This window comes from Pseudomonas sp. GD04058 (genome assembly GCF_029836855.1).
GTDB classification, from domain to species: Bacteria; Pseudomonadota; Gammaproteobacteria; order Pseudomonadales; family Pseudomonadaceae; genus Aquipseudomonas; species Aquipseudomonas bharatica.
Map to the genome: position 1 here is coordinate 1 of NZ_JAOECN010000009.1, position 14,612 is coordinate 14,612.

Below are 14,612 nucleotides of genomic sequence, written 5' to 3' on the forward strand. Positions count from 1 at the left end.
TAACCCACAGTGAACCGCTGCCGCGAATGCTTCGGCTGTTCCAGCTCATCCAGCAAGGCAATTGCGTAGTCGGCAAAGGTGATCCAGCTCCTGCCATCGGCACCGATCAGCAGATGATCCTTGCCCAACTTGTACGACCCGGTCCGCGGGCCTTCCACGAACTCCGCGGAAGGCGAGAGGAAGGTCCAGTCCAGGTCCTGCTCCTGCTTCAACGTTTCCAGATAGACCGCACCCGCGCTGGCCTCGGCCTTGTAGGCCTCGGGGAAGTCCGGGCTGTCGATCACCCGCGAATCGTCCGGCAGCAGCAGGCTGCCTGCCCCACCCACCACCAGTACGCGCTTGACCCCGGCCTGCTTTGCCGGCGCCAGCAGGGTCTGCGCGGGGATCCCGGTGAAGTGCGCAGCGCTCAGCACCGCATCGTGCCCGGCCAGGGCCTTGGCCAGCGCCGCGCCATCCTTGATGTCCAGTGCCACGGCGTTCACCCCGGCGCGGCCCTGCAGTTTCGCCGGGTCCCGGGCGATGGCGGTGACGCTATGGCCACGGCGCAGGGCTTCTTCCAGCAACTGGCTGCCGGCACGGCCGGTTGCACCGATGATTGCGATCTTGCTCATGACAAACCTCCACTGAGAGTTGAACCTGTCTCGAAGACGACGACTGAGCACAGCTTAGTTGCGCGATCCGGGGCAAAAAATGCGATTCTTGCGCATAGTTTGTTTCTGAAACCGGACAGATCAATGGACCGTCTCACCGCCATGCGGGTCTTCGTCACCGTGGTCGATCTCGGCAGCCAGTCCGCCGCTGCCGATCACCTGGATATGTCGCGCCCGGTCATATCCCGCTACCTGGCGGACCTTGAGGATTGGGTCGGCGCGCGCCTGATGCAGCGCACCACCCGCAAGCTGAGCCTGACTGCCGCCGGCAAGGAAACCCTGCCACGCTGCCGACAAATGCTGGAGCTGGCCGGTGACCTGCAGGCCGCCGTCGCGACCCCGGACCAGACGCCCCGGGGAGAATTGCGCATCAGCGTGAGCACTTCGTTCGGCCAGGCGCAGTTGCTAGAGGCGATCACCGAATACGTGCGCCGTTATCCCCAGGTCAGGATCGACCTGCAGATGCTCGATCGCACCGTCAACCTGGTGGACGAACGCATCGACCTGGCGATCCGTACCAGCAACGATATCGATCCCAACCTGATCGCCCGGCGCCTGAGCGTTTGCCGCTCGGTGATCTGCGCCGCCCCGGCCTACCTGCGCGAGCATCCGCTGCCACAAACGGTGCAGGAACTGGCCCGGCACAATTGCCTGACCCATTCCTACTTCGGCCATAGCCTCTGGCATTTCGAGGTGGACGGGGAAAACGTGTCGGTACCGATCCAGGGCACTATCAGCGCCAACGAGGCCCTGACCTTGCAACAGGCGGCCCTGGCCGGCGCCGGTATCGCCATGCTGCCGACCTACCTGGCACACCGGCCGCTGCGCAGTGGCGAATTGGTGCAACTGCTGCCCCAGGCCCGGCCGAAGACCCTGAACCTGCATGCGGTGTACACCTCGCGCAAGCATATGCCGGCGACCTTGCGCAGCATGTTGGACTTCCTCGCCGAACGCTTCACCGATCCGCCGGAATGGGATCGCGACCTGTCATAAGTGAACTAGGCTTGTAGCAGGGTGTGTCGTAGCGGGAGGTCAGCATCATGGGTGTCAAATCCAGGAAATGCGCGGTCGTCTTCGCCATCGCCGCCGTCATGGGGCTGTATGCCACAGCTGCCTGGCGGGTCGAGCAGGCGCGTAACCAGCCCTGGTCCGCGGCGAGTTGTTCGCTGGTCCATTGTGTGCCGCATACGGCCACGCTTAGCGCGTTGAGATAGGGGTCGCCTGTAGCGGCCTCATCGCTGGCAAGCCAGCTCCCACAGGGATTGTATGCACCGCTGCCAGCGATGAGGCCTGTGAAGACGCTTAGCAAGCTATCGGTTAAACTCGCGTGAAAAAACATCCGAGCCCCGCCGTGACCCTACCCACCACACCACCCCAACCCGCCATCCGTACCGTGCTCGTCGCCCTGATGCTGGCGATCTTTCTCGGTGCCCTCGACCAGACCATCATTGCCGTGTCCATGCCGGCGATTTCCGCGCAGTTCAATGATGTCGGCCTGCTGGCCTGGGTGATTTCCGGCTATATGGTGGCAATGACCGTGGCCACGCCGATCTACGGCAAGCTGGGCGATCTCTATGGCCGTCGGCGAATGATCCTCGGCGGTACGGCTATCTTTACCCTGGCCTCGGTGTGCTGTGCCATGGCCCAAAGCATGGAACAACTGGTACTGGCGCGGGTGATCCAGGGCATCGGCGCGGGCGGCATGGTCTCGGTGAGCCAGGCGATCCTCGGCGATCTGGTCCCGCCACGGGAACGCGGGCGCTACCAGGGCTACTTCAGCAGCATGTACGCCGCCGCCAGCGTGGTCGGGCCGGTATTGGGCGGCTTGCTGACCGAGTACCTGTCATGGCGCTGGGTGTTCTGGCTGAATCTGCCACTGGGCCTGGTCGCCTGGTGGGTGACACGCAACAGCCTGCGCGGACTGGCGACGCCACAGCGGGCGGCCAAGGTGGATTACCCCGGCGCGCTGCTGCTGATCCTCGGCCTGACCAGCCTGCTGCTGGCCATTACCCTGATCGGCCAGGGCCATGCCTGGCATGGCGAGGCGGTGCTGGCACTGCTCGGGGTGGCGCTGGTCGGCCTGACCCTGTTCATCCTGTATGAGCGCCGCGCACCGGAGCCATTGCTGCCCTTGAAGCTGTTCGGCAACAAGGTCGCGGTGCTGTGCTGGTGCGCGATCTTCTTCACCAGTTTCCAGGCCATCTCCCTGACCATGCTGATGCCTCTGCGCTACCAGAGCATCACCGGCGCCGGCGCCGATAGCGCGGCGCTACACCTGCTGCCGCTGGCCATGGGCCTGCCGATCGGCGCCTATTGCGCAGGGCGCCTGACCAACCTGACCGGGCGCTTCAAGCCGCAGATCCTGTTCGGTAGTGTGCTGATGCCGCTGGCGATCATCGGCATGGCGTTCAGCCCGCCGTCAGCCACCCTGCTCAGTGGCTTCTTCATGCTGCTGACCGGCATCGCCGGCGGCACGCAGTTCCCGACCTCGCTGGTGGCGGCACAGAGTTCCGTGCAGCCGCAGGATATCGGCGTCGCCACCAGTACCACCAACCTGTTCCGCTCCCTCGGCGGTGCGATGGGCGTGGCACTGATGTCGGCGCTGTTGCTGGCGATGCTGCAGGACGGTGGCTATGCGCTGGCCGGCGAGGCCCTGCTGGGCAGCCTGCGTACCGGCGAGGCGAGTCTTCAGGTACAGGCCGAGCTGTCGGTGACCTTCCGCAACCTGCTGCTGGGCAGCGCCTCGATTTCGCTGCTGGGCCTGGCCGCTGCGCTGGCCCTGCCCAACCGCGAACTGCGTGGGCACTGATCAGCCGCGCCGCTGCACCCAGGCCACGGCCAGGCCACTGAGGCAGATGATGGCGATGCCGACCACGCCGTAGATATCCGGGCTGTGGCCAAAGACCAGGTAGCCGAACATTCCAGCAAAGAGGATCTGCCCGTAACTGAACGGCGCCAGCATGGCCGGTGCCGCATGTTTGAACGCTGAGGTCAGGAGCATGTGGCCGAGCATGCCGCAGGTGCCCAGGCCAATCATGAACAGGCCGTGGGTGAAGCTGGGCAGGGTCCAGAAGAACGGCACCAGGGCAGTCATGATCAGGCTGTTGAAGATGCCGGTAAGGAAGTTGCTGGTGGTCGGGCTGTCGGTGGCGCTGAGCTTGCGGGTGAGCAACTGGTAGCAGCCGAAACAGAAGGCCGAGCCCAAGGGCAACAGGATGGCCGGGGTGAACAACGCGCCGCCCGGCCGGATCACGATCAGCACACCGATAAAGCCTGCCGACACGGCCATCCATTGCCCTCGGGTAACCCGCTCGCCGAGCAATGGCACCGACAGCGCAGTGACCATCAAGGGCGCGAGGAAGTTGACCGCAGTCGCTTCGGCCAGCGGGATATAGCGCAGGCCGGTGGTGAAAAGCAGGCTGGTGCCGATCAGGCACAGCGCTCGCGCCAGTTGCAGCAACGGCCGCCGCGTACGCACCACCGCCGAAAGCCCGGTGCGCGGCACGAACACCACCAGCATCAACAGGGTGTGAACCACATAGCGCGCCCATACCACCATGACGATGGCGTAGAACCCGGACAGGTACTTGGACAAGGCGTCGTGGCTGGCGAACAGCAAGACCGCCAGACAGATCAGGGCGATCCCCCGCAGCGGTTGATCGGCGCCTTTCAGTGTCGGGGTTTGCGCGGTCATGTGCGGACTCGATGAAGAAAATTTAATTAGCCAGCTAAGTATCCGGACGGACCCAAGCCTACATAATGTTGACGCCGGTCCGACTTTCGTCTGGACCGGCGCCTACACTACCAACGGAATCTGGAAATACAAAGATTCACAAATGCTCACAAAACCTCAATTGCGCAGGGAGGGGCTCAAGCGCAGCATGTCCAGCCCCGCATCGATCCACCGTTCGGCATCGCCGAGCAGGTCGAAGCTGTCCGGCAACAGCAGCCAGCGCCGGATCAGCCCGTCGATGTAAGCGAACATGGCCAGCGCCGCACGCTGCGGATCGGTATCGGCCGGCAACTGCCCGCGCTTGACGGCATTGCTCAGGCTACGGGTGATGCGCTCGTGACAATCGGTCGTCGCGTTCTGCCGCTGGGCGCGGATCTCGCACATTTCATCGGTGAATTCGCACTTGTGATGAAGAATCTCATTGATGCGCCGGGTTTTCGGATCACTGGCCATCCGGTGCATCAACTGCACCAGCAGTTTGCGCATGCAACCCAGCGGGTCGGGTTCGTCCTCGCTTTCGCTGGCGCGGGCCAGGGCGTCCAGCGGTTCCTGCAAGCTGTCGAGCAGGGCCTCGACCAGCTCGGCCTTGTTATCGAAGTGCCAATAGATGGCGCCCCGGGTGACGCCCGCCAGCTCGGCGATATCCGCCAGGGTGGTACGCGCTATTCCACGCTTGTAGAAGGCTTTTTCCGCAGCTTCGAGAATCTGGTTACGGGTTTCCTGTGCTTCCTCTTTGGTTCGACGGACCATGGCAGTACAACCTCATCAAGGAGCCGGTCGCCTGCGTCGGGTAACCGGGTTCTGAGCGGCGGCGGCCTTGTTCAGGGCGCCCGCCGGGAGTTCTGGTATCGCGCCTTGCAGCTTGTATTTGACAAGGTAGCGGGTATTTACAAACAAGCATGAATGTAAGTATATTCCTTAGCATGCTACTTATCTAGCCGGACCCGTTAATTTTCCTTAATCCGTTTTCCATTATTCTTGAGCGTCTTCAGCTCTATTCTGACCCGAGGATCTTCATGCAACTCAAGCCAGCTGTTACCGCTCTGGTATCCGCCGTCGCCCTGGCAACACTGCTCAGCGGCTGTAAAAAGGAAGAAGCGGCGCCCGTGGCGCAGGCTCCTCAGGTCGGCGTCGTCACCCTCCAGCCGCAATCCTATACCCTCGTCTCCGACCTGCCGGGCCGCACCATCGCGTACCGGGTGGCGGAAGTACGTCCACAGGTCAACGGCATCATCCTCAAGCGCCTGTTCAAGGAAGGCTCGGAGGTGAAGGAAGGCCAGCAGCTCTACCAGATCGACCCGTCGGTCTACGAAGCGACCCTGGCCAGCGCCAAGGCCAACCTGCAATCGACCCGCTCGCTGTCCGATCGCTACAAGCAGTTGGTGGACGAACGCGCCATCAGCCGCCAGGACTACGACGATGCATTGGCCAAACGTTTGCAGGCTGAAGCCACGCTGAAGAGCGCCGAGATCGATCTGCGCTACACCAAGGTGCTCGCCCCGCTCAGCGGCCGTATCGGTCGCTCCGCAGTCACCGAAGGTGCCCTGGTCAGCAACGGCCAGGCCACGGCCATGGCCACCATCCAGCAGCTCGACCCGATCTACGTCGATGTGACGCAGTCTTCCGCCGAACTGCTCAAGCTGCGTCGCGAGCTGGAGAGCGGCAAGCTGAAGAAGGTTGGCGACAACGCCGCCGAAGTCAGCCTGAAGCTGGAAGATGGCAGCGATTACAAGCAGAAAGGTCGCCTGGAGTTCTCGGAAGTATCGGTCGACGAAACCACCGGCTCGGTGACCCTGCGTGCCGTGTTCCCCAACCCGGAACACAACCTGCTGCCCGGCATGTTCGTTCATGCCCGCCTGAACAACGGCGTCAACGAAACCGCCATCCTCGCGCCGCAGCAAGGCGTGACCCGCGACCTCAAAGGCCAGGCCACTGCCCTGGTGGTCAACCAGGACAACAAGGTAGAGCTGCGCCAGCTCAAGGCCAGCCGCACCGTCGGTAACGACTGGCTGGTGGAAGAAGGCCTGAATGCCGGTGACCGCCTGATTACCGAGGGCCTGCAGTACGTCAAGCCAGGCATCGAGGTGAAGGTCAGCGATGCGACCAACGTCAAGCCTGCCCAGCCAACCCAGGCCAGTGCCGCGAGCGCAGGGGCCAAAGGGGAGTAAACCATGTCGAGATTCTTTATCGATCGCCCGATCTTCGCCTGGGTGATCGCCCTGGTGATCATGCTGGTCGGGGCGTTGTCGATCCTCAAGTTGCCGATCAACCAGTATCCGAGCATCGCTCCGCCGGCGATCGCCATCGCCGTGACCTACCCGGGCGCTTCGGCGCAGACCGTGCAGGACACCGTGGTCCAGGTGATCGAGCAGCAGCTCAACGGTATCGACAACCTTCGCTATGTATCGTCGGAAAGTAACTCCGACGGCAGCATGACCATTACCGCGACCTTCGAGCAGGGCACCAACCCCGACACGGCCCAGGTCCAGGTGCAGAACAAGCTGAATCTGGCCACCCCGCTGCTGCCGCAAGAAGTGCAGCAGCAGGGTATCCGCGTGACCAAGGCGGTGAAGAACTTCCTGCTGGTGATCGGCCTGGTTTCCGAAGACGGCAGCATGACCAAGGACGACCTGGCCAACTACATCGTCTCCAACATGCAGGACCCGATTTCCCGCACCGCCGGTGTTGGTGACTTCCAGGTCTTCGGTGCCCAGTACGCCATGCGCATCTGGCTCGACCCGGCCAAGCTGAACAAATTCCAGCTGACCCCGGTCGATGTCAAAACCGCGGTCGCCGCACAGAACGTCCAGGTGTCCTCCGGCCAGCTCGGCGGCCTGCCCGCCCTGCCCGGCCAGCAGCTGAACGCCACCATCATCGGCAAGACCCGCCTGCAGACCGCCGAGCAGTTCGAGAAGATCCTGCTCAAGGTCAACCGCGACGGTTCGCAGGTGCGCCTGGGCGATGTCGCCAAGGTCGGCCTGGGCGGTGAAAACTATGCGGTCAGCGCCCAGTTCAACGGCAAGCCGGCCTCCGGCCTGGCGGTGAAACTGGCCACCGGCGCCAACGCCCTGGATACCGCCAAGGCCCTGCGCAAGACCATCTCCGACCTGGAGCCGTTCTTCCCGCCGGGCATGAAAGCGGTCTTCCCGTACGACACCACGCCGGTGGTGACCGAGTCCATCAGCGGTGTGATCCACACCCTGATCGAAGCGATCGTGCTGGTGTTCCTGGTGATGTACCTGTTCCTGCAAAACTTCCGCGCCACGGTGATCACCACCATGACGGTGCCGGTGGTACTGCTCGGCACCTTCGGCATCCTCGCGGCGGCCGGCTTCAGCATCAACACCCTGACCATGTTCGGCATGGTCCTGGCCATCGGTCTATTGGTGGACGACGCCATCGTCGTGGTGGAAAACGTCGAACGGGTGATGACCGAAGAGGGACTATCGCCCAAGGAAGCGACCAAGAAATCCATGGGCCAGATCCAGGGTGCGCTGGTGGGCATCGCCCTGGTGCTTTCGGCGGTACTCCTGCCGATGGCGTTCTTCGGCGGCTCCACCGGTGTGATCTACAAGCAGTTCTCCATCACCATCGTCTCGGCCATGGCCCTGTCGGTGCTGGTAGCGCTGATCTTCACCCCGGCGCTGTGCGCAACCATGCTCAAGCCGGTCAAGAAGGGCGAGCACCACACCGCCAAGCGTGGTTTCTTCGGCTGGTTCAACCGCAACTTCGACCGCAGCGTGCAGAGCTACGAGCGCGGCGTGGGCAACATGCTGCGGCACAAGGCGCCGTACCTGCTGGCGTACCTGCTGATCGTGGTCGGCATGGTCTGGCTGTTCACCCGCATCCCTACCGCGTTCCTGCCCGAGGAAGACCAGGGCGTTCTGTTCGCCCAGGTGCAAACCCCGGCCGGTTCCAGTGCCGAGCGCACCCAGGTGGTAGTCGACCAGATGCGCGAATACCTGCTGGACAAGGAAGCCGATACCGTCTCCTCCGTGTTCACCGTGACCGGCTTCAACTTCGCCGGCCGTGGCCAGAGCTCGGGCATGGCCTTCATCATGCTCAAGCCGTGGGGCGAGCGCTCCGCCGAGAACAACGTGTTCAATCTGGCGGCCCGCGCCCAGCAGCACTTCTTCAGCTTCCGCGACGCCATGGTGTTCGCCTTCGCCCCGCCTGCGGTATTGGAGCTGGGTAACGCCACCGGTTTCGACGTGTTCCTGCAGGACCGTGCCGGCGTCGGCCACAACAAGCTGATGGAAGCGCGCAACCAGTTCCTCGGCCTGGCGGCGCAAAGCAAGATTCTCTCGGCAGTACGTCCCAACGGCCTGAACGACGAGCCGCAGTACCAGTTGACCGTCGACGACGAGCGCGCCAGTGCCCTGGGCGTGACCATCGCCGATATCAACAACACCCTGTCGATTGCCCTGGGTGCCAGCTACGTCAACGACTTCATCGACCGTGGCCGGGTCAAGAAGGTCTACATCCAGGGCGAAGCTTCGTCGCGGATGAGCCCGGAAGACCTGCAGAAATGGTACGTACGTAACGCTGCTGGCGAGATGGTGCCGTTCTCGTCCTTCGCCCACGGCGAGTGGATCTACGGCTCGCCCAAGCTGTCGCGCTACAACGGCGTCGAGGCGGTGGAAATCCTCGGTGCGCCGGCTCCCGGCTACAGTACCGGCGAGGCCATGGCCGAAGTCGAGCGGATCATTGCGCAACTGCCGTCGGGTATCGGCTACTCCTGGACCGGCCTGTCCTACGAGGAGCGCCTGTCGGGCTCCCAGGCACCGGCCCTGTATGCCCTGTCGCTGCTGATGGTGTTCCTCTGCCTGGCCGCGCTGTATGAAAGCTGGTCGATCCCGATCGCGGTCATGCTCGTGGTGCCCCTGGGGATCATTGGTGCGCTGCTGGCCACCAGCCTGCGCGGACTGTCCAACGACGTGTACTTCCAGGTGGGGCTGTTGACGACCATCGGCCTGGCGGCGAAAAACGCCATCCTGATCGTCGAGTTCGCCAAGGAACTGCACGAGCAGGGCCGCAGCCTGATCGACGCGGCCATCGAGGCCTGCCGCATGCGTCTGCGCCCGATCATCATGACCTCGCTGGCATTCATCCTCGGCGTGGTACCGTTGGCCATCGCCAGCGGCGCAGGCTCGGGCAGCCAGCACGCGATCGGTACCGGGGTGATCGGCGGCATGCTCACCGCGACCATCCTGGCCATCTTCTGGGTACCGCTGTTCTTCGTAAGCGTGTCGTCGTGGTTCGGCAGCAAGAAGCCGGAAGAAGACGCCACACCTGAAACCCCACGTTATGAGGCTGGGCAATGACCAAGTCCTTGATGTCCCTGGCGGTGACCGCGTTCATCCTGAGCGGTTGCTCGCTGATTCCCGAGTACAAGACCCCCGAGGCGCCGGTGGCGGCCCAGTGGCCGACCGGCCCGGCGTACTCGCCGGCCGAGTCGGCCCAGGTCGCCGCGGCCGAACAGGGCTGGCGCCAGTTCTTCCATGATCCGGCGCTGCAGCAACTGATCCAGAGCTCGCTGGAAAACAACCGCGACCTGCGTGTCGCGGCGTTGAACATCGACGCCTACCGCGCCCAGTACCGCATCCAGCGTGCCGACCTGTTCCCGGCGGTGTCGGCCGACGCCAGCGGTTCGCGCCAGCGGGTTCCGGCGGACATGTCGCAGACCGGTCGCTCCGGCATCACCAGCCAGTACTCCGCCACCGTCGGCGTCAGCGCCTACGAGCTGGACCTGTTCGGCCGGGTGCGCAGCCTCAGCGAGCAGGCCCTGGAAACCTACCTGTCCAGCGAGCAGGCGCGTCGCTCGACGCAGATCGCCCTGGTGGCCAGCGTCGCCAATGCCTGGTTCACCTGGCAGGCCGACCAGTCGCTGCTCAAGTTGACCGAAGAGACCCTCAAGACCTACGAAGAAAGCTTCAAGCTGACCCAGCGCAGCGCCGAGGTCGGCGTGGCGTCGGCGCTCGACCTGAGCCAGTCGCGCACCGCTGTGGAAGGCGCGCGGGTCAAGCTGGCGCAGTATCAGCGCCTGGTAGCCCAGGACCTCAACGCGCTGACCCTGCTGGTCGGTGCCGGGCTGCCGGTGAACCTGCCGGCGGCCAGGCCGCTGGACAGCGACCTGCTTTCGGAAATGCCTGCCGGCCTGCCGTCGGACCTGTTGACCCGGCGCCCCGACATCATGGAAGCCGAGCACCTGCTCAAGGCGGCCAACGCCAATATCGGCGCGGCCCGTGCGGCATTCTTTCCGCGCATCAGCCTGACCGCCAATGCAGGGACCCTGAGCCCGGACATGGACGGGCTGTTCAAGGGCGGTTCGGGTACCTGGCTGTTCCAGCCGTCGATCAGCCTGCCAATCTTCAATGCCGGTGCGCTGAAGGCCAGCCTGGATTACTCGAAAATCCAGAAGGACATCAACGTTGCCAGGTACGAAAAGACCATCCAGACCGCCTTCCAGGAAGTCTCCGATGGCCTCGCCGCACGCCAGACCTACAACGAACAGTTGCAGGCCCAGCGCGACCTGGTCGCCGCCAACCAGGATTACTACCGCCTGGCCGAGCGTCGCTACCGCATCGGCGTCGACAGCAACCTGGTGTTCCTCGATGCCCAGCGCAACCTGTTCAGCGCGCAGCAGGCACTGATCGGCGACCGGCTGTCGCAACTGGTCAGCGAGGTGAACCTGTACAAGGCACTGGGTGGCGGCTGGTACGAGAAGACCGGGGATGCCCAGGCTTCGCGTTGATGCTGTAGCGCTGTGAACAAAGAGCCCACCTCCCAGGTGGGCTTTTTTATCGGTGTTCACTCAAGGGCCTCATCGCTGGCAAGCCAGCTCCCACAGGTTCGGCGGTGTGGGAGCTGGCTTGCCAGCGATGAGGCCCTCAAGTCCACAGAGATTTCCTGAATAAATAAAACTAACTATTCAGTTAGTGTTCGATTATCGCCCAAAACCGCCTGTAACGAATTGATTCACCCCCGCCCCGCACAGCACCATCCTCCCTGCCGCTTGTCCCCAAGCACACCCAAAAAGCACGCAACCCGATCTGCGCCTTTCCAGTCGCAGCGGATGGTTTCGGCTTACATAAAAACAAGAGATACATCGATGAAGAACACTCCGCACACAGCACGGCACCTGCTTCCCGGCGTTCTCGCCATGACCTGCGCCCTCCCCGCCATGGCCGCTGAAAGCGGTTTTCTCGAGGACGCCAAGGCCAACCTCAACCTGCGCAACTTCTACATCAACCGTAACTTCGTCGACCCGGCCAACCCCCAGGGCAAGGCCGAAGAATGGACCCAGAGCTTCATCCTCGACGCCAAATCGGGCTTCACCCAAGGCACCGTCGGCTTCGGCGTGGATATCCTCGGCCTGTACTCGGTCAAGCTCGATGGCGGCAAGGGCACGGCGGGCACCCACCTGCTGCCGGTGCATGACGATGGCCGTCCGGCCGACGACTTCGGCCGTCTCGGTGTGGCCCTGAAAGCGAAGATCTCCAAGACCGAACTGAAGGTCGGCGAATGGATGCCAGTGCTGCCGATCCTGCGTTCCGACGACGGCCGCTCACTGCCGCAGACCTTCCGCGGCGGCCAGGTCACCTCCCAGGAAATCGACGGCCTGACCCTCTATGCCGGCCAGTTCCGCGGCAACAGCCCGCGCAACGACGCGAGCATGGAAGACATGTTCATGAACGGCAAGGCGGCCTTCACCTCGGACCGCTTCAACTTCGCCGGCGGTGAGTTCACCTTCAACGAAAAGCGCACCATGGTCGGCCTGTGGAACGCGCAACTGAAGGACATCTACCAACAGCAGTACATCAACCTGGTGCACAGCCAGCCGCTGGGCGACTGGACCCTGGGTGCCAACCTCGGCTACTTCCTCGGCAAGGAAGACGGCTCGGCCCGCGCCGGCGACCTGGACAACCGCACCGCCTCGGCCATGCTCTCGGCCAAGTACGGCGGCAACACCTTCTACGTCGGCCTGCAGAAAGTCAGCGGTGACGATCAGTGGATGCGGGTCAACGGCACCAGCGGCGGAACACTGGCCAACGACAGCTACAACTCCAGCTTCGACAACGCCAAGGAACGTTCCTGGCAGTTGCGCCACGACTACAACTTCGCTGCCCTCGGCGTGCCTGGCCTGACCCTGATGAACCGCTACATCAAGGGTGACAACGTGCATACCGCTACCGTCGACGACGGCAAGGAATGGGCGCGGGAATCGGAGCTGGCCTACGTGATCCAGTCCGGCACCCTGAAGAACCTGTCGGTGAAATGGCGCAACTCCACGATGCGCCGGGACTACAGCACCAATGCCTTCGATGAGAACCGCCTGATCATCAGCTACCCGATCAGCCTGCTCTGACCCTTGGGGCGGCGGCGGCCCCTCTCTCGCCGTCGCCCGTTTTGCTTATGCAATACCGAGCTAACCAGTCAAGAATTCATTCTTGGACGAAATAAGCATCTGGCTTTACAACACCGGTTTTCATCGGTGATGCCGAGGGCAGTACACGACGCGCTTGTAGGAGCGTGGCTTGCCCGCGAAGGACCGCGCAACGGTCCCATTGGCAACACTGCCCCGCCCTGAAACACCGGTACTTCAAATGGATCTCCGCCAACTGCGCTATTTCATCGCGCTCAACGATCACCGCAGCTTCGTGCGTGCCGCGGAAGCCATGGGCATCACCCAGCCGGCCTTCAGCCGCAGCATCCAGGGCCTGGAACAGGAACTGGGCTGCATCCTGGTAGATCGCGGCAACAAGGACCTGCGCCCGACTCCCGAAGGCCAGATGGTCCTGCAGCACGCCTTGCGCCTGGTCCAGGGCGCCAACCAACTTAGCAACGACGTGCGTCGCATGACCAAGCTCGATGCCGGCGAACTGCACTTCGGCGCAGGCCCCGCCCCCGCCGTAGACCTGGTGCCACGTGCCCTGACCAGCTTCCTCAAGGCCCATCCCCGGGTACAGACGCGCCTGCGCGTGGACAACTGGGAAAACCTGAGTCGCGCTCTCAGCCGCGAAGAAATCGAGTTCTTTATCGCCGATATCCGTCATTTCGAAGCCGACCCGAACTTCCAGACCCGCGCCCTGACTCCCCGCCGCGGCCTGTTCTTCTGTCGGCCGGGACATCCGCTGCTGAGCAAGGACAGCCTGTCCACCAACGACCTGTTCGACTATCCGCTGGCCACGCCGCAGATACTCCCCGGCGCACGCAAGCTGCTGGCCAACCTCAGCGGCAAGACCGACTTCTCGCCCCAGGTACAGACCGAGCACCTGCCGACCCTGCTGAAGGTGGTGCTGGACAGTAATGCCATCGGCATCGGTCCGGAAGAAGCCTTCGCCAACGAGATCGCCACAGGGGAGCTGGTGGAACTGCATTGGCGCAACCTGCCGGTGAACCAGGAAAGCCTCAAGGCCCGCTGCGGCATCGTCAGCCGCAGCGGTTATCGGCTGTCACCGGCGGCGCGGGCGATGATCGAAACGCTGGTGCAGCTCGACCACCAACCGGCGGCCAACGAACTAGCCCTTGGCTAGCTGCTCGAGACGGGCGCTATCGACAATCTCGATCTCGCCGTAGCCCAGGCGCAGCGCGCCTTCCTGCTGCAGGTTCTTGAGGATCTGGTTAGTGGTCTGGCGTGACAGCGAGAGCATCAGCGCCAGTTGCTCCTGGGACAGGTGCAGCACCCGCCGGGGGCCGTCCACCTCGCCGTAGCCTGCGGCCATCTGCAGCAGGCGGAAGGCCACGCGAGGCGCGGCCCCCATCAGGCTCTGCTGCTCCAGCGCGACGAAGGCCAGGCGCAGCTTGTGGCTCATGAGCAGGGCGAACTCGCGCCAATAGCGGGGCTGCTCGTCGAGCAACGCCTGCACGCTGGCCTGCGGCACCCGCAACAGCCGGGTCGCGCCTTCGGCATAGGCGTCGTGGGTGCGCGGCTGGCCGTCGAACAGGCAGATCTCACCGAACCAGTGCGGCGCCTCGACCAGGGTCAGCAGTGCTTCCTTGCCATCGGCGCTCAACGCTCCGATGCGTATCGCCCCGGACAACACCGCATACAGGCCGCAGGGCGCATCGCCGCGCTGGAACAGGCGCTCGCCTGCGGCCAGCACCAAGGGCCGGGCGGCCTCCAGCAGGCGGTCCTGCAAGGCAGGCGATAACTGCCTGAACCAATGACCGTGTTGCAACTGTTCGCGCCAGGCGTGGGTATCGTTCATCCGGAGCCTCGGAAGCGA

11 protein-coding genes are annotated in these 14,612 nt (G+C 63.6%); 7 read left to right on the forward strand and 4 right to left on the reverse strand.

Translation table 11 applies throughout. From position 1 onward, the window contains the following. The coding region (locus tag N7650_RS10220) for an NAD(P)-dependent oxidoreductase (RefSeq protein ID WP_279898083.1) at positions 1-611 on the reverse strand (611 nt) is incomplete at its 3' end. Positions 612-734: 123 nt separating this feature from the next. Here N7650_RS10220 and N7650_RS10225 point away from each other — a divergent pair. Then, positions 735-1,643 (forward strand): LysR family transcriptional regulator, encoded by a 909-nt coding sequence (locus tag N7650_RS10225; protein WP_009401172.1) that lies wholly within the window; start codon positions 735-737, stop codon positions 1,641-1,643. A 415-nt stretch (positions 1,644-2,058) separates the two neighbouring features. After that, positions 2,059-3,459 (forward strand): MDR family MFS transporter, encoded by a 1,401-nt coding sequence (locus tag N7650_RS10230; RefSeq protein WP_279898184.1) that lies wholly within the window; start codon positions 2,059-2,061, stop codon positions 3,457-3,459. On the opposite strand, the gene N7650_RS10235 is transcribed toward N7650_RS10230, so the two are convergent. Then, entirely contained in the window at positions 3,460-4,344 is an 885-nt protein-coding gene (locus tag N7650_RS10235; protein ID WP_064303440.1) for a DMT family transporter, read from the reverse strand. Between the two features lie 156 nt (positions 4,345-4,500). Next, positions 4,501-5,133 carry a TetR family transcriptional regulator gene (locus tag N7650_RS10240; protein ID WP_279898084.1) on the reverse strand — a complete coding sequence of 211 codons (633 nt, stop codon included), beginning with the start codon at positions 5,131-5,133 and terminating at the stop codon, positions 4,501-4,503. 266 nt (positions 5,134-5,399) lie between these two features. Between N7650_RS10240 and N7650_RS10245 the strand changes: the two genes are divergently transcribed. The 5 genes from N7650_RS10245 to N7650_RS10265 all read left to right on the forward strand — a co-directional run bounded on the left by N7650_RS10245 (position 5,400) and on the right by N7650_RS10265 (position 13,919). Next, positions 5,400-6,551 (forward strand): efflux RND transporter periplasmic adaptor subunit, encoded by a 1,152-nt coding sequence (locus N7650_RS10245; RefSeq protein ID WP_009401176.1) that lies wholly within the window; start codon positions 5,400-5,402, stop codon positions 6,549-6,551. A 3-nt stretch (positions 6,552-6,554) separates the two neighbouring features. Then, a complete protein-coding gene (gene ttgB, locus N7650_RS10250; RefSeq protein ID WP_064303443.1) occupies positions 6,555-9,707 on the forward strand; it encodes a multidrug efflux RND transporter permease subunit TtgB in 3,153 nt (1,050 codons plus the stop codon). Further along, the gene (gene adeC, locus N7650_RS10255) at positions 9,704-11,137 is read left to right on the forward strand and encodes an AdeC/AdeK/OprM family multidrug efflux complex outer membrane factor (RefSeq protein ID WP_009401178.1); all 1,434 of its coding nucleotides are present in this window, start codon (positions 9,704-9,706) and stop codon (positions 11,135-11,137) included. The genes ttgB and adeC overlap by 4 nt, the downstream gene beginning before the upstream one ends. Before the next feature lie 357 nt (positions 11,138-11,494). Further along, the gene (locus N7650_RS10260) at positions 11,495-12,751 is read left to right on the forward strand and encodes an OprD family porin (RefSeq protein ID WP_037060729.1); all 1,257 of its coding nucleotides are present in this window, start codon (positions 11,495-11,497) and stop codon (positions 12,749-12,751) included. A 238-nt stretch (positions 12,752-12,989) separates the two neighbouring features. Then, positions 12,990-13,919 (forward strand): LysR family transcriptional regulator, encoded by a 930-nt coding sequence (locus N7650_RS10265; protein ID WP_009401180.1) that lies wholly within the window; start codon positions 12,990-12,992, stop codon positions 13,917-13,919. Here N7650_RS10265 and N7650_RS10270 read toward each other — a convergent pair. Beyond that, positions 13,905-14,594, reverse strand: coding sequence for a Crp/Fnr family transcriptional regulator (locus N7650_RS10270; protein ID WP_009401181.1), 690 nt, complete (start codon positions 14,592-14,594; stop codon positions 13,905-13,907). The two genes, N7650_RS10265 and N7650_RS10270, sit on opposite strands and share 15 nt — an antisense overlap. Between the last annotated feature and the right edge of the window lie 18 nt (positions 14,595-14,612).

Bases quoted from the DNA above. Each gene is read 5' to 3' on its own strand.
- N7650_RS10225 (WP_009401172.1), top strand. From the start codon at position 735: ATGGACCGTCTCACCGCCATGCGGGTCTTCGTCACCGTGGTCGATCTC.
- N7650_RS10230 (WP_279898184.1), top strand. From the start codon at position 2,059: ATGCTGGCGATCTTTCTCGGTGCCCTCGACCAGACCATCATTGCCGTG.
- N7650_RS10235 (WP_064303440.1), bottom strand. From the start codon at position 4,344: ATGACCGCGCAAACCCCGACACTGAAAGGCGCCGATCAACCGCTGCGG.
- N7650_RS10240 (WP_279898084.1), bottom strand. From the start codon at position 5,133: ATGGTCCGTCGAACCAAAGAGGAAGCACAGGAAACCCGTAACCAGATT.
- N7650_RS10245 (WP_009401176.1), top strand. From the start codon at position 5,400: ATGCAACTCAAGCCAGCTGTTACCGCTCTGGTATCCGCCGTCGCCCTG.
- ttgB (WP_064303443.1), top strand. From the start codon at position 6,555: ATGTCGAGATTCTTTATCGATCGCCCGATCTTCGCCTGGGTGATCGCC.
- adeC (WP_009401178.1), top strand. From the start codon at position 9,704: ATGACCAAGTCCTTGATGTCCCTGGCGGTGACCGCGTTCATCCTGAGC.
- N7650_RS10260 (WP_037060729.1), top strand. From the start codon at position 11,495: ATGAAGAACACTCCGCACACAGCACGGCACCTGCTTCCCGGCGTTCTC.
- N7650_RS10265 (WP_009401180.1), top strand. From the start codon at position 12,990: ATGGATCTCCGCCAACTGCGCTATTTCATCGCGCTCAACGATCACCGC.
- N7650_RS10270 (WP_009401181.1), bottom strand. From the start codon at position 14,594: ATGAACGATACCCACGCCTGGCGCGAACAGTTGCAACACGGTCATTGG.